General features: G+C 58.2%; 17 protein-coding genes. 4 read left to right on the top strand and 13 right to left on the bottom strand.

All coding sequences use genetic code 11. The features are described 5' to 3' along the window. Positions 1-45 precede the first annotated feature (45 nt). The gene (gene hldE / locus GQF00_RS06955) at positions 46-1,479 is read right to left on the bottom strand and encodes a bifunctional D-glycero-beta-D-manno-heptose-7-phosphate kinase/D-glycero-beta-D-manno-heptose 1-phosphate adenylyltransferase HldE (protein WP_161318448.1); all 1,434 of its coding nucleotides are present in this window, start codon (positions 1,477-1,479) and stop codon (positions 46-48) included. A gap of 194 nt (positions 1,480-1,673) precedes the next feature. Between hldE and GQF00_RS06960 the strand changes: the two genes are divergently transcribed. Genes GQF00_RS06960 through GQF00_RS06975 form a run of 4 tightly spaced genes read left to right on the top strand, consistent with a single transcriptional unit; the run spans position 1,674 to position 5,698 of the window. Continuing rightward, positions 1,674-2,840: a hypothetical protein gene (locus tag GQF00_RS06960; RefSeq protein ID WP_161318449.1), complete on the top strand. Its 1,167-nt coding sequence runs from the start codon at positions 1,674-1,676 to the stop codon at positions 2,838-2,840. A 14-nt stretch (positions 2,841-2,854) separates the two neighbouring features. Then, positions 2,855-3,769 carry an LpxL/LpxP family Kdo(2)-lipid IV(A) lauroyl/palmitoleoyl acyltransferase gene (gene lpxL / locus GQF00_RS06965; protein WP_161318450.1) on the top strand — a complete coding sequence of 305 codons (915 nt, stop codon included), beginning with the start codon at positions 2,855-2,857 and terminating at the stop codon, positions 3,767-3,769. Beyond that, the gene (locus tag GQF00_RS06970; protein WP_161318451.1) at positions 3,769-4,935 is read left to right on the top strand and encodes an O-antigen ligase family protein; all 1,167 of its coding nucleotides are present in this window, start codon (positions 3,769-3,771) and stop codon (positions 4,933-4,935) included. The genes lpxL and GQF00_RS06970 overlap by 1 nt, the downstream gene beginning before the upstream one ends. Next, the gene (locus GQF00_RS06975) at positions 4,922-5,698 is read left to right on the top strand and encodes a glycosyltransferase family 25 protein (RefSeq protein ID WP_161318452.1); all 777 of its coding nucleotides are present in this window, start codon (positions 4,922-4,924) and stop codon (positions 5,696-5,698) included. Before GQF00_RS06970 ends, GQF00_RS06975 begins: the two co-directional genes overlap by 14 nt. A 7-nt stretch (positions 5,699-5,705) precedes the next feature. Here GQF00_RS06975 and GQF00_RS06980 read toward each other — a convergent pair whose 3' ends face one another. The 12 genes from GQF00_RS06980 to GQF00_RS07035 form a co-directional block, all read right to left on the bottom strand. After that, positions 5,706-6,245 carry a DapH/DapD/GlmU-related protein gene (locus tag GQF00_RS06980; protein WP_161318453.1) on the bottom strand — a complete coding sequence of 180 codons (540 nt, stop codon included), beginning with the start codon at positions 6,243-6,245 and terminating at the stop codon, positions 5,706-5,708. 2 nt (positions 6,246-6,247) lie between these two features. Continuing rightward, positions 6,248-7,024, bottom strand: coding sequence for a sulfotransferase (locus tag GQF00_RS06985; protein WP_161318454.1), 777 nt, complete (start codon positions 7,022-7,024; stop codon positions 6,248-6,250). Continuing rightward, positions 7,021-7,974: a glycosyltransferase gene (locus GQF00_RS06990; protein WP_161318455.1), complete on the bottom strand. Its 954-nt coding sequence runs from the start codon at positions 7,972-7,974 to the stop codon at positions 7,021-7,023. Before GQF00_RS06990 ends, GQF00_RS06985 begins: the two co-directional genes overlap by 4 nt. After that, positions 7,971-9,398 carry a hypothetical protein gene (locus tag GQF00_RS06995; RefSeq protein WP_161318456.1) on the bottom strand — a complete coding sequence of 476 codons (1,428 nt, stop codon included), beginning with the start codon at positions 9,396-9,398 and terminating at the stop codon, positions 7,971-7,973. The genes GQF00_RS06990 and GQF00_RS06995 overlap by 4 nt, the downstream gene beginning before the upstream one ends. Before the next feature lie 2 nt (positions 9,399-9,400). Further along, the gene (gene rfaP, locus GQF00_RS07000) at positions 9,401-10,246 is read right to left on the bottom strand and encodes a lipopolysaccharide core heptose(I) kinase RfaP (protein ID WP_161318457.1); all 846 of its coding nucleotides are present in this window, start codon (positions 10,244-10,246) and stop codon (positions 9,401-9,403) included. Beyond that, positions 10,243-11,358: a glycosyltransferase family 4 protein gene (locus tag GQF00_RS07005; RefSeq protein WP_161318458.1), complete on the bottom strand. Its 1,116-nt coding sequence runs from the start codon at positions 11,356-11,358 to the stop codon at positions 10,243-10,245. Before GQF00_RS07005 ends, rfaP begins: the two co-directional genes overlap by 4 nt. Then, complete coding sequence (gene waaC, locus GQF00_RS07010; protein ID WP_161318459.1) at positions 11,355-12,380, bottom strand: lipopolysaccharide heptosyltransferase I; 1,026 nt, start codon at positions 12,378-12,380, stop codon at positions 11,355-11,357. Before waaC ends, GQF00_RS07005 begins: the two co-directional genes overlap by 4 nt. Before the next feature lie 3 nt (positions 12,381-12,383). Beyond that, positions 12,384-13,169: a lipopolysaccharide kinase InaA family protein gene (locus GQF00_RS07015; RefSeq protein WP_237440434.1), complete on the bottom strand. Its 786-nt coding sequence runs from the start codon at positions 13,167-13,169 to the stop codon at positions 12,384-12,386. Continuing rightward, the gene (waaF, locus tag GQF00_RS07020) at positions 13,162-14,205 is read right to left on the bottom strand and encodes a lipopolysaccharide heptosyltransferase II (RefSeq protein ID WP_161318461.1); all 1,044 of its coding nucleotides are present in this window, start codon (positions 14,203-14,205) and stop codon (positions 13,162-13,164) included. The genes GQF00_RS07015 and waaF overlap by 8 nt, the downstream gene beginning before the upstream one ends. Before the next feature lie 8 nt (positions 14,206-14,213). After that, positions 14,214-15,140, bottom strand: a complete 927-nt coding sequence (locus tag GQF00_RS07025; protein ID WP_161318462.1) for a branched-chain amino acid transaminase — start codon at positions 15,138-15,140, stop codon at positions 14,214-14,216. A 41-nt stretch (positions 15,141-15,181) separates the two neighbouring features. Then, positions 15,182-18,046 carry a bifunctional [glutamate--ammonia ligase]-adenylyl-L-tyrosine phosphorylase/[glutamate--ammonia-ligase] adenylyltransferase gene (gene glnE, locus GQF00_RS07030; protein WP_161318463.1) on the bottom strand — a complete coding sequence of 955 codons (2,865 nt, stop codon included), beginning with the start codon at positions 18,044-18,046 and terminating at the stop codon, positions 15,182-15,184. Positions 18,047-18,435: 389 nt separating this feature from the next. Continuing rightward, positions 18,436-20,172, bottom strand: coding sequence for a GspE/PulE family protein (locus GQF00_RS07035; protein ID WP_161319180.1), 1,737 nt, complete (start codon positions 20,170-20,172; stop codon positions 18,436-18,438). Between the last annotated feature and the right edge of the window lie 270 nt (positions 20,173-20,442).

A 20,442-nucleotide genomic window follows, 5' to 3' on the forward strand; every position in this document is an offset into this window, starting at 1 on the left:
CACTGAAACCAGCTGCTCGCGCAGCTATTAACTATTCATTATTAATTATTCATTGTCTTTCCGGATTCGCTCTACGATCTTCGTCGTGGAGATATCGTCAATAAAGTCGAGCACCTTCACCTCGCCCCCATAGCTCTCCACGAACTGGTGGCCAACCACTTCTTCCACGCTGTAGTCGCCACCCTTCACCAGTACATCCGGCTTGATGGCTTCCAGCAAGGGTTCCGGGGTGTCGGTGTCGAAAGGCACCACCCAGTCCACCGCTTCCAGCGCGGCCAGCACCGCCATACGGCGATCCAGGGGATTGATGGGGCGGCCAGGGCCTTTCAGGCGGCGAATGGAATCATCGCCGTTCACGGCCAACACCAGACGATCCCCCTGACGGCGGGCAGAATCCAGATAGCCCACATGGCCAGCATGAATGATATCGAAACAGCCGTTGGTGAAGACGATCTTCTCGCCCTGGGCGCGGGCATCCTCAATGGCAATCAACAGTTGCTCTTCGGTCATGACCCCACGGCCCAGGCCTCCTTCCTGATGCACTGCGCGGCGCAGCTCCGGGGCAGACACCACCGCGGTACCCAGCTTGCCCACCACAATACCTGCGGCGATATTGGCCAGCGCCACGGCGTCTTCCATGGCCGCACCGGCAGCCATGGAGGTGGCCAGCACGGAGATCACCGTGTCACCAGCACCGGTCACATCGAACACTTCGCGGGCGCGGGCCGGCAAGTGCAGCTCCGGCTTGCCATCACGGAGCAGAGTCATGCCCTTTTCACTGCGGGTCACCAGCAGGGCCTGCAGATCAAAATCCCGGATCAGCTGCTGGCCCTTGCTGATCAGGTCCTGCTCATCCTTGACCGTGCCAACCACCGCCTCGAATTCACTCAGATTCGGTGTCAACAAGGTTGCGCCGCGGTAACGGGAGAAGTCCGATCCCTTTGGGTCTACCAACACCGGCACCCCGGCCTCACGGGCCAGGGCAATCAATCCCTCACAATCACGCAGGGCGCCCTTGGCATAATCAGACAACACCAGCGCGCCGCACCCGGCCAGCTGCGCTTTCACCTTGTCGGCAAAGGGTTGGGGATCCTGATCATGGAAGGCCTCTTCGAAATCCAGCCGCAGCAGCTGCTGCTGCCGGCTGATCACACGCAACTTGGTAATGGTCGGCAGACCCGCCACCTTCTGGAAATGGCAGGCCACATGGGCGGCATTGAGGCGCTCTTCAAGAATGCGGGCGGCTTCGTCGTCACCGGTCACCCCCACCAGTTCGGCAGTCGCACCCAGTGCCGCCATATTCAACGCCACGTTAGCCGCGCCACCGGGACGATCTTCCAGATCCGTGACTCGCACCACAGGTACCGGTGCCTCCGGCGAAATCCGCCCCGTAGGACCATGCCAGTAGCGGTCCAGCATCACATCGCCAGCCACCAGTACACGGGCCTTGGCCAAAACGGGAATCTGCGGATTGTGCATAGCGTCTCCAAAACACAACAGTGCCAAATTGGGGCGAAGTGTAGCATAGGAGCCCACCATGAAGCCTGCAGCCATCACCCGGCAGTGGATGCAAACAGCCTCGAACAGTACACTTTGCCGCTGCTGTCACTCACAGCGGTACGCTGATCAGGGTATGATGCCCGTCAGGAACAGTCAGGAGCCTCAGGAACCCTATGCCACCTCTCCCTCCCAACATCATGCAAGGACGCTGGCTACGTTGGTGGTTGACCCTTTCATTTACGGTCATGTTCACCGGCACCTTCCTGTTCCACTCCCGCATCGGTCTGCTCAATGTCCTGGACGTACTGTTCTTTCTGCCGTCCCTGACCCTGCTGACCCGGGCCATGGTCAGTGGCGACCACCGGCTGCTGACCTCGCCGTTACTGGTGCCGTTTTACCTGCTGCTGGGCTGGGCGTTGCTGAGCATGGCCTGGGCCGAAGACCCCAACACCTCACGCACCGTCCGGGGCGTGGTGCAACTGCTGGTCATGGTCGGTATTTTCCGCTGGCTGCACCTGTATTTCCGCAACACCTTCAAGCAAGCGCTGGCCAACGGCGCCCTTTGCGCCATGATCGTGGCGGCCATGGTAACGGTCAGCTATTACACCACCCAGCCACTTAACAGCCCCCTTTTCAGTGAGCCGGCCAACCTGATCTTCCGGTTACCGTCTCTGGATCCCTCTCTGGCCCTGATGGCCATGGTCACCCCCACTTTTATTCTTCTCGCGCTTGGCATGGAAGAAGGCGCCGGCGGCAAGGGCGGGCGCCGGCTGGCCGGTGCGGCCATGGGCGTGATCTTTATTGGCCTGGTGTCGTTCCCCCTCGGGTTAATGAGCCTGGCACTGGCTATTGCCTGGCTGGTCAGCCGTTCCTCCAGGCCCTGGCTGACCGTGATCCCGGTACTTGCCGCACTCTACCTGATGGTTCAGGGCGGCACTGATGTGACCATCGACCGTTATTTCCTGCATCCATTGATAGGGAACGGCCTCAATCAGGAAAGCCTGAACGGCATCCTTGCCCGGGACGGCGATCAGCTCATCGAGCTGGCTCACCCCCGTAACCTGTTCCTGCTGTTGATTCACAGCCTGGGGCTGGTGGGCCTGATCCTGTTTATCGCCAGCTGGGCCAGCCCACTGGCCGCCTTGCTGCAGCGGGAAGATTTTCAGGGCTCACGGGGTGCCTACACCATTGCCGTCGTCCCCTGCCTGTGCATGGCCTTTGCCGCTGGCACCTACCTGCTGGTGCCGTTTCACGCCAGCTGGATGAGCCTGTGGGTGCCGCTGGCACTACTCATGGCACGCCTGTGTGAGCGCCCTTCCGCCCAGCCCTCCATCCGATAAGCCATTGAGTTGATATGGGAAAAAGACGCAGTCGCCCCACCCGCCTGTACGACCCCCGGCTGATTCCAAGCTGGATTGCAGTCAGCCTGTTCTGGCTTGTCGGACAACTCCCCTGGGAAACGCTCCAGGCACTGGGGAGAGGCTTTGGCAAACTTGCCTGGCGATTCGCCAAATCACGGCGGCACATTGCCGAAACCAATATACGCCTCTGCTTTCCAGAGCTGTCGGCGGAACAACAACAGGACCTGGCCCGCAAGGCCGTTATCAGCACCGGGGAAGCCATTCTGGAAATGGCGGGAAGCTATAACAACCACCGGATAGACTTGAATAAACGATCCATTTTCAAGGGCGTGGAATATATTTCCCAGGCCCAGCGGGAAGGGAAAGGCGTTCTGCTTCTTGGCATGCACTTCAACAGTATCGATTCCTGTGCCCGCATGCTGGCAGCCAAACTGGACCTCTATGCGGTCTATCGCCCCAATGACAATCCTGTTATCGACCGGCTGATTAACCAGGGGCGGCAGCGCTACGTCAAAGGCATTATTGACCGTGCGGATATTCGCCAGATGATACGCAGGCTCCGTAAGGGCGAGGTAATCTGGTACGCCCCGGACCAGGACTACGGCACCGCCCACGCGGTGTTCGCTCCCTTCTTCGGTGTGCCCGCGGCCACCATTACCGCCACCTCACGGCTGGCGCGCATGGGCAAGGCAGCCGTGATTCCCTGCGCCCACTACCGCCTGCCCCACGGGCAGTTTGTGATCGAATTCGGTCCGGCACTGGAAAATTTCCCAGGCGATGACGACATGCAGGATACCGCCCGTATCAACCAGACCATTGAGCACTATGTGCGCAAGCAGCCGGAGCAATATCTGTGGGTACACAAGCGCTTCAAGCATCAACCTCCGGGCCAGGCCAAACCCTACTGATGACGGCGCAATCCCCTAGTACCACTGAGCGTGTATTTTCTGGCTGGCTGGTCATCGGACTGGTGCTTTACCTGTGTGGCTTCTATCTTGCGCCCTCCAGCAAGGCGCAATATCTGACCCTCTACATCGGGCTTATTCTACCTGCCCTGTACTTCACCCTGTTTCATTTCCGGCGCTATTATCTTGATGATCAGCGCTCGTTGCTTTGGGTCGCGCTGATCACCATTGCTCTGTATTTGCCCAGCATGTGGGTAGACGGCGATGTAGTCGACACCCTGCGCAAGAACCTGAAATGCGTGATTTTCGTGATCAGTCTGGCGGTAGCCATACGGCATCTGCAACTCGATCACCCCGCTCTCTCACAGCGTTTTCCTTCCATCATTCTGGCGGTCAGTAGCGTGGCGCTACTGCTGTTTTATATCGTCCTCGCTCGCGAGGGCCTGCAGAAAGACGGCAATCTCGGCATGGGCAATCTCGGTGACAACCCCAACGAGACCGGCCTTGCACTGTCAGTGGGCTTCCTGATCCTGGCCACCTCCCTGATCACCAAAACCCGACTCGTCAGCTATCTGCTGGCCTCCGCTTTTCTTGTCGCCATTATGCTGGCCAACAGCCGAGCCGCCATGCTTGGGCTGGCCATCAGCCTGCCTTTTGCCGTGCTTTTTCAAAAGGGCTACAGCAAGCTGGCGATCGGCTATCTTCTCTGCTGTCTGTTAGGCGCGCTGGCCATCGTCGGCCTTATGCTTGCCGGCTATCTGGATGCGGAACGATTACTCAGCAAACGGCCATCGTTGTGGGGGGAATTTCTCTCCCACTTTACCAACTTCCATCCGCTGTGGGGCAGCGGACTATCCGGAGGCGTGACCGTCTTTTCGGAAGTACAGGGCAAGAAGCTGGAGCCCCATAGCCTGTTTTTTGCGTTGTTATTACGCGGAGGGTTGTTGGCTGCCGGCATTTTCATGGCCCTGCTCGCATTGACGATCGTCCGGCATGGACGCAAGGCCTCCCCTCACAGCATCTGGCTCTATATACTACTGTTCGGCTTGGTCACCCAGTTTTTTGAAGGGGTCTACCCTGTCAGACCCCCCAACAGTTTCTGGTTATATACCTGGCTACCCATACTCATGATTCTGCTCAAGGCCAACAAAAAGCATGTCCAACCCTGAACAACCGTATAACGTGCTGGGTATCGCCCAGCCAACGGAGACAGAACGTCGACATCATCTTGATGAGATGCTGTCCGGGCTGGGTATGCATTACGAGCTGGTCAAAACCTCACCTCCGGTTCACCAGAACCGCTGGCAGGAAGTCGGCTTCAATCACCAAAAATCCCTGGCCATGATCGGCCGCGACCTCAGCCCTGGCGAGATCGGTTGCTTCCTCAGCCACCGCAATGCCTGGGTGGCCGCCGCCGAGTCAGCCAAGCCATCGCTGATTCTGGAAGGTGATGCCAAACTGGATCCGGATTCCCGCCGGGTTACCGAGACACTGGCCGCCCGCCCACACAAATGGGAACTGGCCATGCTCTACTACTCCAAGTGCGTGCCCTCCGCTTGGTATCAGCAACGTCTCGATGACGACTTTATCCTGGCGAAGTTCGCCAATCGCCGCACCTACTGTCTGGCGGCCTATATGGTGACTCCGGAAGGGGCAAGAAAACTGGTTGAGCTCAGCCAACAGTTTTATCTGCCTGCTGACGACTTCGTCTCTGGCGGCTGGATTCGCAAGGATCTGGACATGTTTGCGGTGGTCCCCAAAGCCGCAGGGCTTTGCCAGGTACAATCCAGCAAGTCCAATCTGGAGGAAGATCGCAGCAAGCTACACAAACGACGCCGCAAACAGAAAGACAACACCAGCCTGCTAAGACGGCTTGAACTGTTTATCAGGGAATTCGGCCAACGTTACCGCCCCCCCAGAAAAAGCCTGTAACCAAAGTTCAGCGATGCACTGAATCGGCCTCTCCGGTATCGCCAAGATCCCGAATCACCTTTGCCGGCACCCCACCAACCAGGGTGAATGCCGCAACTGACCTGGTCACCACAGCCCCCGCAGCCACTACCGCACCATCTCCGATTTCCACCCCTGCGGTAATAATGGCACCTGCACCGATCCAGACATCGGCGCCAACCACGATAGGTGCCCCCGTTGTGCCCCGACGGCCCTTCTCATTCAGATACAGGCTATGCTGGGCACCCTCGAAGCAAACACGGGGGCCAATCCGGCAGCGTTCGCCCAGACTGATCGGCGCTTTCGGGCAGGCAAAGCGTACTTCCGTATTGATAAAACATCCCTTGGCAATGCTCACTGACCTTGCTCCGCCAATGGGGCGAAGTATCACCGGCCCATAGACGGTGGAACGCCCCTGCATGTCAAAGCCTGCCGCCCTCAGCAGCAGCCAGCGAATCTTGTCACTGAACTTCAACCTCGGCAGATGATTAGCCAGCCCCAGAAACAGGAATTCACGCCATTGCTGCATGACTACAGCCCTCTTGCCTTGAAATAGCGACGACGCTTGCCAATAAAACGCAGCTTTTGTTCCAGATGTTTCCAGAATTCGGAAGAGTCAGAATAGCGGCATGGAAAATTTTGGGGCTCGACGTCAGCCAGGCATTGCAGCCACTGATCATCTGTTTCATAACCATGACGAATAAGATCCTGAATCAATGCCGGGTAGCGCTCTATCTGCTGCTTTAGCCTGGGCAAATGCTCTTTCCAGCCGGCAATGCGAGAAAGATCCACCTCCCTGACTCCTCCCAGGGCGTTCCGGGCCTCTTCGCCGGATTGCGCCACTTCGTGAAAACGACTGAAGTCATGGTTTCGCGAAAGAAACGGAAATTTTGCTTCAATCTCTTCCTGAACCTTCATGGGATCGCGCACCAGATCTTCATAGCGAAGCATCAACACCCGAGGGTGCGCCGCGATATTGGCCGCACCCTTTTCTGCCCGTTTCCACACCGGGTAATTACAGAAATACATGCCCGGCCAAGCCTTGTGCTGACTACAGATCACCGAGCGGGGATCACGCATCATGACGATCACATACAGATTGGGATCGCGCTTGAGTATCGGCGCCATCCACAACACATCATTGGGTTTCTTGGAAAGGCGAACCCCCTGCTTGTGGGGCGCCACCTTGAACAGGGTTTCCTCATGCTCGGAATGGCCCTGATGCGGATAACAGGCCACCAGCATTTCCGCCATCAGGGTAGTGCCGCTGCGGGGACACCCCACCACATGCAGATTGATCGCGCTCATTTTCCGACCCCCCTGATACGAAGACGATCCCGCCAGTTAGTGGGCCGCGCGGTTTTAATCTCAGGTGACAATAACGCAGGCATCGCCCTGGCCCGGTCAGTCCAGGTATGCTGCCGGGAAACAAGTTGCTGGCCTGCAGCAGCAATCCGGGCCGCCTTATCCGGGTTGCCTTTCAGCCAGCTCAGCTTTTCCTGCAATTCCGGCTCGCTGTCGTAGAGCACCACGTTCTCACCTTCCACAAATCCCAGGGAAGACTGCTCAATAGCAGGCTGGCGCCAGGCAAGCAGAACACAGCCAGCCGCCATAGCCTCAAAATTCTTGATCATATACTCGCCAAAACCAATGTCCGCACTGACAAAAACCCGGATCTGATTCAGCAAGCGATTATAGGCCTCGCCGGGTTCCGCGCGCAGCAGCTCCAGACGCCCCAGCTTTTCCTGACGAAGCAGGAACTTCTTGCGGCGCTTGTAGACCTTGTTTTTCACCCGACCCACAAATGCCGCTTCATGGGTGCGCTCAATATCCAGCGGCATAATCACCGTATTGTCGTAGCCTTTCGGTAAATAACAGGCATCAACACCCTCGTCCCGAAGCTCTCCAGCCAGGGTCGCCCCGGACACGATAATCCGCACGTCGCCCAGATCCCGCAGCACGGAAGGATAACGGTGATACCACTCACTGGTGGAAACATTGTTCTGACACACATCATGGTCGAACACCACCAGTCCCGGCGCACGTTTCAGGCTGTGATAGCGCTTGCCCAGGCGACGCAGATTGGTATCTGCAACCACACGGTCATAGCCGCTGAAATCCGTCTCGTTGAAATAGGCTTCAAGGCCATGCTCACGAGTCACTTCCACATGATCGAACTCAAAGAACTGTCTGGCTGCCTGCCAGAGCGGCCGCGTCACCATCAGCTTGCCGTCAGTGGATACAATCAGGGTTTTCATAGCCAGCTCTCTAGTGTTGCCTTTCGCTCATGGTAAAACGCGAGGAAATCCTTCTCGGCAGCAGGCGCCAATGACTCTCTGGGCTTCCAGCTTTTGAACAAACGTTCTCGCTGGTAAGCCAGCTCACGTGCCAGACGCCCACCGGGGTTTCTCTCCATGCCATCCAGATCCAGTACCTGCAAAGCACCGTTCTGAAAAATAAAATTGGTGTATTTGCTATCACCATGGCTGAATCGCATCAGCTCCATAGTCACAAAGAAATCCGCCATCTGCCTGAGCGCCGACTCTCGCAACGGGCCACCCTGCTCAGAAATCACAGGCAGCATTTCGCCAGACACGTTCCGGCAGACAAGATATTCGCGATCCTTGAGCCCGCCTTTGCGAAGGGACAGAAAACACACGGCCTGCGGGGTAGCCACATTGACCAGCCCAAGATAGGCAGCGTTCATCCACGAATTGCGCGCCCGGCTACGGAACTGACGGCCCAGCCGCTTCATGGCACTCTTCACGTTGTAACGCTTGATCACCAGGGTCTCACCCTGAATCGTCACACGTCCGACAGTTGCACTGTTGCCGTCCTTGAGCCGCTCACCCTTCTCCAGCAAGGCATCGAGTCCGTCAGCGAGCAACGTATCTACCAGCGCGCGATCTTCCCGACGAGCCATCCCCTTCAACGCCCCGGCACCGACCGACACAAAGTCGGTACAGTCACGCAGGGATTTTTTTACCAGGCTTCTGAGTCGTTTTTCACGCACCTGACGCAGGGTGGCCACCAGCTCTGGCACAGAAATATCCTGCTGATAGCAGGCCAAAATCCTTTCGGCAGGCGGCAGGCCAAGCGGCGGAAACTGCGCCAGCAAAAGGGCCAGATTTTTTAGTCTGGCTTTGCGCGAAAAGCGCTCTGACAGTACGACTCCGCCGGCATCTATCACATGCCAGCAACCATCATGGAAAATAAAATTTTCAAGATGAATATCTTCTTGCATGGCACCAGCCGCATGCATCTTTCCAGTCAATGCCACCAGCGCTTCAACCAGCCCTGCCACCTCCCCTTCCGCCAACGTGCCAAGCAAGGCCTTTGCGGACTGCCTGCCCAGATGCTGCAGTACCAGAGCGCGCTCGTTGCCCTCGTCCAGGCTGGCCACAATCGCGGGAGCCGCCAGCCCTTTGGCCTTCAACCCGCGCAATACCAATTCTTCTTCCTGTCGTTCCGCTTGTGCCTTGGGGTCATTGGTGAACAGTTTGAGGATTACCTTCTGACCTTCAAAACGTGCGACAAAAACGGCACGACGCCCAGGAAAGAAACGCAGCAGGGCGATCACCTTGCAGCTGCGCTCGCCGCATTGCAGCAATGCCGGCAACTTCGGCTGGCGATTTTCCAGCAGCTCACTCACAGTCACTGACGGTAACGTTGCGGCCTGCATGATCAGATATCCTTGCCCGGATGCTCATTGAACTGCAGAGGCAACCGCGGCTCCACTTCGAAATAACGACGGTAAATTTTTTCCGCTTCACGGCGGGCCGACTGCCACAGTTTTTCGTCCGCCAGGGCCTGCTTCAGGGGAAGGCCGGTGTAGCTTCGAATAAAACGCAACAGATCACGGCGAGTCAGACCAAAACGCGCGGTGGAAAAATACAGGCCGCCGAGGTCCTTGATCTGCCAGCGACGGGGCACCTTGCTGCGCACCTGGGAGCGATGCAAATCAATGAGGTACATGGGGCCCTCAACACTTTGACGCGCCACATCACTGACAGGCATTAGAAAGTGCGCAAGATAGAAGTCACGATGATTGATACCGGCGCCATGCATACGCCGGGCAATCCCCGCCACCTTGCCGATCAGGGCACGCTTGAACAGCACAGGCACCGAGCCTTCCGCTACCCATTGCTCGCCCACCTCTTCCAGACTCAAGGTACCCACCAGATCTTCAGTGACGATAAAAGATTCAATATCGGCGGGATTGACACCACGAGAACCAAACGCCGCCACCGTCATGGTATCCAGCCCGGCGGCGCGCACCGCATCAATGGCCCGCACTTCATCCATGGCACCCAATACCGGCAACTTGGCCTGCGTCAGGTTCTTGATGATCTCCTTCCAGCCAATACCCGCGTGATACTTGAGAAAATAGCTGCGTCCATTGCCGGCAAAGCGCAAGGTGCGGCGTCCCTCACGGGCCCGAAATATTTCACCTTCCTGCGCCGCCGCATGGGAAAAAGGATCACCCTCTGCCCATAGTGCTGCAATGTCGTCACGCAGAAAAAGTTTCACCAGGTAGCCTCCACCGTGCCGTCAATCGTACGCTCAACCGTATCCACCACGTTCTGCGCCAGCTGATACAGTCTCGGCGATTGCGCATAGTCCAACCCGTTTTTTTCCCAAACGCCGGGTAACGCAGGAACCATCTTCTGCAAGGTAGCATTCAGTGCTGCCTGATCGAAGGGTGAGGCAATGACCTCGCCGGACCCCGCCTCGCTGACATAACGGGCATAGCCGCAGGTATCCGTGGTCAATACCGGCAAGCCTGCCACGGTAGCTTCCAGCAATACCATGCCAGCACTTTCCCGGTAAGCCGGGTGCAACAACAGATCCGCAGCCTGCATCAGAGCGGGGACATCATCACGGGGACCCAGCACCCTGATGCGCTCACGGATCAACGGGCTCAGTCCTTTCAGATACGGTTGCGCATCATCATTGCCAACAATCATTAAATTGGCCGAGTCCGGCAAGGTCGCAAATGCAGCCAGCGCCCGGTCCAGGCCTTTTACCCTGAAACCAGACCCGAGAAACAGCAGCAAAGTCTGCGTTTCAGCCACATTCAGTTCCGCACGGATAGCCGCTCGCAGGTCGGCATGATTCTCTGGACGACGGCGGTCTTTCTCGATACCTGGCGGCAACATGGAAAACCGGTTTTCCGGCAAATCGTAATATTGCCGATACTGGTCACGCTGATCCTCATTGAGAAAAAGAATATGCGGACCTGCCCGCCCGGTGATGGCCTGCTCAAGCTTGAGGTATGTCGCATAGCGAGGCAGTTTTCGTACCAGTCCCGGCTTGCTGGCCACATGGGCCGCAAAGCAACTGTCCGCTGCAAAATACACATCCAGCGTGGGCAGGCGGTTAAAGCCAAGCACCCGGTCACAATTCGCCGTTTGCAAGTATTGTGTCAGCGCGCGGGCAAACGACGCCATGCGCGAATGATTACTGCGCCCGGAAACAGGCAGAACCACAACGGTGACACCCTCAATGGCCTCTCCATCCCAATGGCTGACCAGCGCCACCACTTCATGGCCGCGCTGTACCGCCTCCCGGGCAACGCGTGCAAAGTCACGCTGCAATCCGCCCCAGGGAAAATAATGGTAGAGCGCCAGCGCCAGTTTCACGGGCTCAGCCTCTTCAACTCGCGCCAGACAAATTCCGGTTTCAGTGTACTAAAACAAGGCGGAGTCACCCCTTTGCCCAACTCACCACGATAGGTACATTTTTCCTGGACGCAGGGCGCGCAGGGAAATTCGACAGCGCGAGATTCTGCCCGAGCCCCCATCACGCCAGTCAGTACCGGATCAGTGGGACCATACAGCGCCAGCCCAGGCAAGCCAGCGGCAGCCGCAAGATGTGCCAGACCGGTATCCACTGCCACGAAGGCATCCCAGCTCAGCAGTTTATCGGTGAGCGCATCCAGACCCATCCTGGGCAATACCGAGGCCTGTTCAAAATCCGCGGCCAGTCGTTCGGCCCGGGCCTGTTCTTCGTCATTGCCCCAGGGCAGGTGTACCTGGTGACCCTCCGCACACGCCAGTCCAACAAGCTGATGCCAGAAACTTTCCGGATAATGCTTGGTGGCCCAGGTAGTGCCATGACAAAACACCAGGTTGCCCGGCTGACTCAGTGGCGTGGGCAGATGACTGCGTGGCAGCCCATAGTCCGGCGCGCTGGAAGGCAGTGCATAACCGAGAGACAAAGCAAACAACTGGCGAACGCGGGCAATGGCATGCTGACCTTTGGGAACGGATTGCGGATGATCCAGCACTCTGGCAGACAACCCCTCGCGCGCAGAACGCTGGTCGAGACCAAACTTGGGGCCGTTGCCAAGACGCGTGACAAAGGCGCTCTTGATCAGGCCCTGGGCATCAATAACCGCATCGTAACGGGTTGCCTGCAAGGCGGATTTGAATGCGCCCCACTCCCCGGAAAGACGGGTCTTGATGGGATGCTTGCGCCAGCGGCGCAGGGCGCAGGGGATGACAGAATTAACCGCAGGGTGACGGAGGGCCAGGTCGGCAAAGTTCTCCTCCACAACCCAGTCCACTTTTAGCGAGGGGAACGCCGCCAGCGCATCCGTCAAGGCTGGCAAGGTATGGATCACATCGCCCATGGAAGAAGTCTTGATCAAAAGCAAACGCATTGATCAAGCGCTCCTTAACTTGAACTTACGCTCCATACGGGCCATGAGCGATCTACCCTCGCTGTCTGCCAGCGGGCGGGCAAGGTACGCTCTTAAAAATCGCACTCTGTCACGGGCAGAGAAACCTTTCGCTCGTCTTGCCAGGGTTTCCAGATCACGCAGCCGGGGCTGCCAGCGCCCAAGGTGAGGCCGACAGCGCTCCATATCGATGAAACGCGCATCATAGCGTTGCTGGCTTTCAGACCAGGCAACAAAGATATGCTTGGGATACAAATTCTGATGAACCAGGCCACGCTCATGTAGCAGCCGCACCACTGCGGCCACATCATGTATCAATGCAAATCGTCGCGCCGGGGGCAACGTTTCCAGATCGACCTGATCAAGACTCTGGAAGCCAGACAGGTTCAAGCTGACCAGCATGGCTTCATTATTTCCACTTTGCGAGTTCACCGCAAAGAACAATGGCTCGGCCACCGGCACACCCGCCTGCCAGCAGCGCATCAGTGCCTTGTATTCCTGATACAAGGTAGCCTGCCCGGTGATGGGGTGCCGCACACTACGTCGCACATAGTTACGCTGATGCTTAATAAAAACGGTCGCCGGCCCCTCTTCCCCCTCCACGCTTGCCTGGAATACCTGACTGATCCCACTTCCACGCTGGTTAGGCTCGTCAACCAGCTTCCTGTCCAGCGCCAGCCAGTCCGCAATCGTGTTGAGACCCAGCCCATCCAGCGTCAATCGCCAGTGAGGGTGCATATAACTGCCATTCAATTCCATTTGCTTATTCATCTCCTACCAATAACCCCAACGCATCAATCACCTTCCCGGGGGGCAACTGACGTAAACAATTCAGATGGCCCAGCGGGCATTCACGCTTGAAACAGGGGCTACAGTCCAGCCCCAGCCGCACCACCGCTACCCGATCCCCCAAGGGCGGTGTAAAGCCGGGAGAAGTCGAACCGTATACAGCCACCAGTGGACGTTTCAGTGCGGCCGCAATATGCATCAGTCCAGAATCATTACTGACCACCGCCATGGTCGCCGACAACAAATCCACCGCCTGCTCAAGGGACGTTGTCCCCGCTAGCACCACCGCATGCTCATCCGCACCATTCTCCAGTGCCTGGACAATTGCATCCGCCACGGGCTGATCTTTCCCGGAGCCAAAAATCCACACCTGCCCGCCACGCTCAATCCAGTGCTGGGCCACTGCCGCGTAATGTTGTTCCGGCCAGCGTTTGGCCGGGCCGAACTCCGCACCAGGACACAGCCCCAGCACTGGACGCTCCAGGTTCAGATTGTGCACGGCCATGGCCGTATTTCGCGAATCGTCACTGACCTGCAAGTGCGGCGCGGTGATACTCTCCAGCGCAGGAACCGGCGCGTCTTCCGGCAAGGCCAGCGCCACAAAACGCTGCACCATCAGCGGATAACGTTCCTTATCCAGCGCTCGCACATCATTGAGCAGGCCATAGCGCATTTCGCCACGCCAACCAATACGCGCAGGAATCTTCGCCGCCCAGGGTACCAGGGCAGACTTGAGCGAATTGGGCAGCACATAACTTTGCTGATATTTGCCACGCAGGGACTTGCCAAGCGCGCGGCGTTCGCCCAGCTTCAGATCACCATGATCAAAGGGCAGCGCGAGGGCATCCCGAACTTCCGGCATGCGCGACAGCAATGGCCGACACCAGGCAGGCGCCAGCACATCGATAGCACAGTCAGGGTATTGGCGACGAAGTTCGGAAAACAGGGTCTGCGCCATCACCATGTCGCCGACCCAGGACGGGCCGACGACAAGGATGGCGGACGGAGTCTGGGACATCCGGATAATCAGCTCACGTAAGTGAGCCAATCTCCATATTTGTCATCCAGTTTGCCGGTCACCAGATCAAAGTAGGTGCTCTGCAGCAGTTCGGTGATCGGGCCACGCTTGCCTTCACCAATGATTCGGCCATCCAGCTCACGGATCGGAGTCACTTCCGCCGCCGTACCGGTGAAGAAGGCTTCATCAGCCACGTAGATTTCATCGCGGGTAATCCGCTTCTCGCGCACCGTGTAACCACGCTCTTCGGCCAGCTGGATAATGGTCTTGCGGGTAATCCCGTCCAGGCAGGAAGTCAGTTCCGGTGTGTACAGCACGCCGTTCTTGATCACGAAGATGTTTTCGCCGGAGCCTTCCGCCACATAGCCTTCATTATCCAGCAACAGCGCTTCGTCAGCGCCACCGGACAGGGCTTCGTTCAACGCCAGCATGGAGTTGATATAGTTGCCGTTGGCCTTCGCCTTGCACATGGTGATATTCACATGGTGGCGGGTATAGCTGGAGGTGCGCACCTTGATACCCAGCTCCAGGGCTTCCGGCGACATATACGCTGGCCATTCCCAGGCCGCGACCATCAGATGCACTTTCAGGTTGTGGGCACGCAGGCCCATGCCTTCACTTCCGTAAAACACCATCGGTCGCAGGTAGGCATGGGGCAGGTTGTTGGCCTTGACGGCTTCCACCTGGGCAGCATTGACCTCGTCCTTGGTGAACGGGATCTTCATGTTCATGATGTGAGCACTGCCAAACAGGCGATCAGTGTGCTCTTTCAGGCGGAAAATTGCCGGACCCTTGGCGGTTTCGTAGGCGCGCACCCCTTCAAACACCCCCATACCGTAGTGCAGGGTGTGAGTGAGGACGTGAACCTTGGCTTCTTCCCAGGGAACCAGCTCACCGTCCAGCCAGATAAAACCGTCTCTTACAGCCATCGACATGGCAATGTGTCTCCAACGCTATGGACCTTCGAGCACGCGCCCTACAGGTCGAACCAATGCTTCCAGATCGCTCGAACGCCTTCCCGCAAATCACGGAACCGGGTGTCGTCGACAATGGATTTCTCTTTGCGCAACGAGGCGCGATGGGCCGCGGACCGGTAAGCGAGGTACGCTTCCCGCAGCAGGCCGGCGTCCTGCGCCGACATAATGTCCAGCGCGGCCAGGGTTTCCAGTAGCCGCACATTATCGGTGAAGCGGGTCAGTTCACCGTGGGAGGAGGCCCATCTCAGAACCCCGTATTGCACCATAAATTCGATATCAACGATACCACCGGGATCCTGCTTGAGGTGGAATTGCTCACCGGTTTTGTCTCCCAGGTGATCCACCATCTTGCTGCGCATGGCCAGCACGTCGTCACGCAGCTTCTGCTGCTCACGGGCAGCGCACAGCACCTTGTGGCGAATCTCGTCAAAGCGTTCCCGGGAACGGCTGCAACCGGCTACTACCCGCGCGCGTACCAGCGCTTGATGCTCCCATGTCCAGGCATCGTTAAGCTGGTACTTCTCGAAGGCATCCATGGAACTGACCAGCAGGCCGGCACTGCCAGACGGACGCAGACGGGTATCCACGTCATACAGCTGGCCGCTCATGGTGCGGGTGGAGAGGATATGGACAATGCGCTGCCCCAGGCGGGCGTAGAACTGGTCATTGGATACCGACTTCTCGCCGTCGGTCATACCACCGCTGGACGCATCATGCAGAAACACCAGATCCAGATCCGAATTGTGACCCAGCTCGATGCCCCCCAGCTTGCCGTACCCCACCACCACAAAATCCGGATTGCAGGGCTGGCCATTGTCGCGGGACGGGCGACCGTGGCGCTCCACCAGCGGCTCCCAGGCCAGCATCACCACCTGGTTGAGAATGCTTTCCGCCAGCCAGGTGAGATAATCACTCACCTTCATCAACGGCAGCACCTCGGTCACTTCCGATGCGGCCACCCGCAACAGATGGGCCTGCTTGAAGTTACGCAGCACCTCCATCTGCTGTTCCAGATCATCCTCTGCCACCCGCAACAGTTGCTGACGAAGCTCGTCGTCCAGCTCCGCCCGCTCAGGCGGGGAATAAAGGGTGCGCACATCCAGCAGCTCGTCCAGCAACACCGGATGCAGCGCTAACCGCTCGGCGATCCAAGGGCTGGCGCCGGACAGTTTCACAAGCTGGGTCAGGGCGCCGGGGTTTTCCACCAGCAAGGCAATATAGGCGCTGCGGCGCAGCACGGATTCCACAAAACTCAGCAGCCGCACTGCCGTGGTTTCACCGTGACCTTGATAGCCCAGTGCCTCCAGCATCAACGGCATCAGACGATCCAGCCGCTCACGGCTGATGGCCTGCATGTTCTCCACTGCGCGGCTGTCCCGGAAAGCATTCAGGCGGGCATACACCGCCTCCGCGTCCTGCACCCCGATGGCACCAAGCTGAGCCACTGCCGCCGTATCATCCAGCTCCCCCAGCCACAGATCCAGCAACTCCTGATCCGCCCCCTGGGCAGCATCGGTTTCCTGTTCCGGGTCGGCAATAACCTGACTGAAGTGGTGTCGTACATTTTCCCGGTAGCGGCGCAGCTTGCGTTCGAAGGCGGCGCGCTCTGAAAAGCCCATGGCGAACGTGAGCCGCTGCCAACCCAGCTGGTCATCCGGCAGTCGCTGGGTCTGCTTGTCACCCACGGCCTGCAGCCGGTGTTCCACATCACGCAGGAACAGATAAGCATCTGTCAGCTCACCGGCCACATCGTCCGGCAGCAACTCCTGCTCCACCAGCTGCGGCAATACCTTGATCAGATTGGGCTCGCGCAGGGCGGGTAGCTGCCCTCCCCGGATCAGCTGAAATGCCTGAACAATAAATTCCACTTCGCGAATACCACCGGCACCCAGCTTCACATCTGCCTGCATACCCTTGCGGTTCACTTCCCGCTCAATCAGGGATTTCATTTCGCGCAGGGACTGGAAGGCACCGTAATCGATATAGCGGCGATAGACGAAAGGGTTGAGACGCTTGACCAGGCGCGCCCCCGCTTTGAGATCCCCGGCCACCGGGCGCATCTTGATCAGCGCGTAGCGCTCCCACTCACGCCCCTGGGTCTCGTAGTAGCCTTCCATGGCATCGAAGCCAATGGCCAATACGCCGCTCTTGCCCCAGGGACGCAGGCGCATATCGACGCGAAACACAAAGCCGTCGGCCGTAGTCTGGTCGAGCACCTTGATCAGCTGCTGGCCAAGACGCACAAAGAACTGGTGGTAAGTCTGCGAACGTCGCTCCCCTTCCAGCTCTCCTTCGTGCTCGTAGGCAAAAATCAGGTCAATATCCGAAGACAGATTCAGCTCGCGGGCGCCCAGCTTGCCCATGGCCAGCACCACCAGCTGTACCGGGTTGCCGTCAGGTCCTAGAGGGGTGCCGCAGCGCTCGCAGGCCCACTGGTAAAGCATAGCCAGAGATTCATTGATCAGGGTATCCGCCAGCAGAGACAGATCCGCCACCGCACTGTGATAATCCCCAATCCCGGCCAGGTCCCGCCAGATGATGCGCACCATATGGCGGTGGCGCAGGCGCCGCACCCGGCGCTTAAGCTCATCTTCGCTATCACAAGCCGCCAACCGCTCGCGGATCTGCCGACGCAGCGCATCCGCCTCCAGCGGCTGGGCCAGATCACTCTCTAGCAGCCACTGCCCCAGTTCCGGGTCACGCTGAAACTGGCTCGCCACATAATCCGAGCCTGCCCACACACGGGGCAGATCATCATAAAGCGCAGATGGCATGGCATTGCCGGATTCAATGAAATGCTGCCAGTGCTGACTGACCAGCACCGAGAGTTCATCAGGAAGGGCGTGATATTGGGGTTCATTCATGGGGGGCTATTGTCGTATGCGGCGCCGCAAGCTACAAGCGGGAATGCAGTTACAAGCTTCAAGCTTCAAGCTACAAGACGCGGGATGTCGCGTTGCCAAACTGCAAGATCCGCACCTCGCGCTGCAAGCTTGTCGAAAGGAAACCCAGAAGCTACTCCAGGAACGAAGCTCTTCAACACTCGAAGAATGATTCAGAAGCCTCGCCCAGGCTCAAATCGCGTGCAGGCACTTTATTCGCCACTCCCTCGGGCCGCACTCCGTGCGTATACCCGCTGCACTATGCCCCATAGCGGCTTGGGACCAGGCGTTTCCGCGCGAAACCGGACATACCAGCCCGGCACCCCACCACCTCGCGCCTTGTAGCTTGTAGCTTGAAGCTCGTAGCTGCCTCACCCCAGCAAAATATCCTGTGACGGGGTCACCCGCATCACTTCCTCAATGGTGGTCAGGCCCTTCGCCACTTTCATGGCACCGCTGATGCGCAGGGGCTTCATGCCGTTCTTCAGGGACTGGCGGGTCAGCATTTCCAGGTCACCCCCGCGGGTAATCTGATTCTTCAACGCACTGTTAAGCGGCATGGTTTCGTACACCCCCATGCGCCCGAGGTAACCGGTACCCCGACACTCCAGACAGCCCACCGGGCGGCAGATCTTTTCCGGCAATTTCATCTTGAAGGGGCGCACCAGCTCTTCCCAGGCATCCGCATCCGGCGCCACCTCTTCCTTGCAGTTCGGACACAGGGTTCGCACCAGGCGCTGGGCCATCACCCCAATCACAGTGGCGGATATCATGTACGGCGCCACGCCCAGATCCACCAATCGGGTAATGGACGACGGCGCATCATTGGTATGCAGGGTAGACAGCACCAGGTGACCGGTGAGCGCCGCCTGGATCGCCATTTCCGCAGTTTGCAGATCACGGATCTCACCAATCATGATGATATCCGGATCCTGACGCAGCATGGCTTTCACCCCCTGGGAAAAGCCCACATCAATGTTGGCTTGCACCTGCATCTGGTTGAAGCTGGGCTCCACCATTTCGATGGGATCTTCAATGGTGCAGACATTCACCTCACTGGTGGCCAGCTGCTTGAGGGTGGAATACAGGGTGGTGGTCTTACCGGACCCGGTCGGCCCGGTCACGAAAATGATCCCATGGGGATTCGTGGTCATCTGCTGCCAGGTGGCGTAGTCCTCGCGGGTGAAGCCCATCTGCTCGAAGCTGCGCACCAGCACCTCCGGATCGAACACCCGCATCACCATCTTCTCACCAAAGGCGGTGGGCAGCGTAGAGATCCGCAGCTCAATCTCGCTGCCCTCCGGCGACTTGGTCTTCAGGCGGCCATCCTGGGGCTTGCGCTTTTCCGCCACATTCAAACGACTGAGAATCTTCAAGCGACTGGTCACCGCCGCCATGATCGGTGCTGGCAGCTCGTAGACGTCATGCAGTACACCATCGATACGAAAACGCATCTTGCCGGTATCCCGGCGTGGCTCCAGATGAATATCACTGGCCCGCTGAGAGAACGCATACTGGAGAATCCAGTCCACAATATTGACGATATGCTGGTCGTCTGCATCGTGGTGCCCCTTGCCCACCTCCAGCAGTTGCTCGAAGTTGGTGATCCCGGACATTTCCTGACCGGTATTGCCCGCGGCACCGGCAATAGAGCGACTCAAGTTGTAGAACTCGATGCGATAGCGGCGCAGATGTTCCGGGTTGGCCAGCACGACTTCCAGCTCGCGATCGCGCAGCACCTGCTGCAGATGCGCCTTCCAGTCCTGGATAAACGGCTGGTCACAGGCCACCACCACCCGATCGCGATGCACTTCCACCGCCACAATGCCGTGGCGCTCGGCGAACGCATAGCTCATCACATTGGTTACCTGATCCACCTGCACCTTGAGAGGATCAATATGATAGACACGCATGTCCGCGCGCTTGCCCAGCCATTCGGTCAGGAAGTCCACATCCAGAATCTGGTGGGTATCGGAACGATCGGTGAGGCGATATTTCGCCAGCATCTGGATCGGATGCCAGTTGAGCTCCTTCTTTTCACGAGGCGTGGTGGAAATGACGTTGAAGTCTTCCTGACTGACCCGCCCCTCTTCCAGTAGTTCGCGCATCAACCAGCGCACATCGATGTGCAATCCATTGGGTATAGCGGGGTTGGCAGTGGCGTTCACTCAAGGCTCTCCGAATTCTGTTCAGCCCCTGTTTCGTGATCAGGCGCCTTTATCGTTATATGCAGATACTGTAACCCTAACACCAAAGCGCCATCCAGAGGTCGTTAAGGCCTGACAGTGCCGCCGGGTTTCTCTATACTCGCCTCCAATTTCATGACAGTGGCGTGACACAGGACATCACTGTCTGTCGCCGGACCGCCATAGCCGCGG

Origin of the sequence: Alcanivorax sp. DP30 (assembly GCF_009882945.1) — a bacterium.
GTDB lineage: Bacteria > Pseudomonadota > Gammaproteobacteria > Pseudomonadales > Alcanivoracaceae > Alcanivorax.

What these genes read in the sequence shown, in the direction of transcription:
- hldE (WP_161318448.1), bottom strand. Translation starts at nt 1,479, where the DNA reads ATGCACAATCCGCAGATTCCCGTTTTGGCCAAGGCCCGTGTACTGGTG.
- GQF00_RS06960 (WP_161318449.1), top strand. Translation starts at nt 1,674, where the DNA reads ATGCCACCTCTCCCTCCCAACATCATGCAAGGACGCTGGCTACGTTGG.
- lpxL (WP_161318450.1), top strand. Translation starts at nt 2,855, where the DNA reads ATGGGAAAAAGACGCAGTCGCCCCACCCGCCTGTACGACCCCCGGCTG.
- GQF00_RS06970 (WP_161318451.1), top strand. Translation starts at nt 3,769, where the DNA reads ATGACGGCGCAATCCCCTAGTACCACTGAGCGTGTATTTTCTGGCTGG.
- GQF00_RS06975 (WP_161318452.1), top strand. Translation starts at nt 4,922, where the DNA reads ATGTCCAACCCTGAACAACCGTATAACGTGCTGGGTATCGCCCAGCCA.
- GQF00_RS06980 (WP_161318453.1), bottom strand. Translation starts at nt 6,245, where the DNA reads ATGCAGCAATGGCGTGAATTCCTGTTTCTGGGGCTGGCTAATCATCTG.
- GQF00_RS06985 (WP_161318454.1), bottom strand. Translation starts at nt 7,024, where the DNA reads ATGAGCGCGATCAATCTGCATGTGGTGGGGTGTCCCCGCAGCGGCACT.
- GQF00_RS06990 (WP_161318455.1), bottom strand. Translation starts at nt 7,974, where the DNA reads ATGAAAACCCTGATTGTATCCACTGACGGCAAGCTGATGGTGACGCGG.
- GQF00_RS06995 (WP_161318456.1), bottom strand. Translation starts at nt 9,398, where the DNA reads ATGCAGGCCGCAACGTTACCGTCAGTGACTGTGAGTGAGCTGCTGGAA.
- waaC (WP_161318459.1), bottom strand. Translation starts at nt 12,380, where the DNA reads ATGCGTTTGCTTTTGATCAAGACTTCTTCCATGGGCGATGTGATCCAT.
- GQF00_RS07015 (WP_237440434.1), bottom strand. Translation starts at nt 13,169, where the DNA reads ATGAATAAGCAAATGGAATTGAATGGCAGTTATATGCACCCTCACTGG.
- waaF (WP_161318461.1), bottom strand. Translation starts at nt 14,205, where the DNA reads ATGTCCCAGACTCCGTCCGCCATCCTTGTCGTCGGCCCGTCCTGGGTC.
- GQF00_RS07025 (WP_161318462.1), bottom strand. Translation starts at nt 15,140, where the DNA reads ATGTCGATGGCTGTAAGAGACGGTTTTATCTGGCTGGACGGTGAGCTG.
- glnE (WP_161318463.1), bottom strand. Translation starts at nt 18,046, where the DNA reads ATGAATGAACCCCAATATCACGCCCTTCCTGATGAACTCTCGGTGCTG.
- GQF00_RS07035 (WP_161319180.1), bottom strand. Translation starts at nt 20,172, where the DNA reads ATGCGCGAACTACTGGAAGAGGGGCGGGTCAGTCAGGAAGACTTCAAC.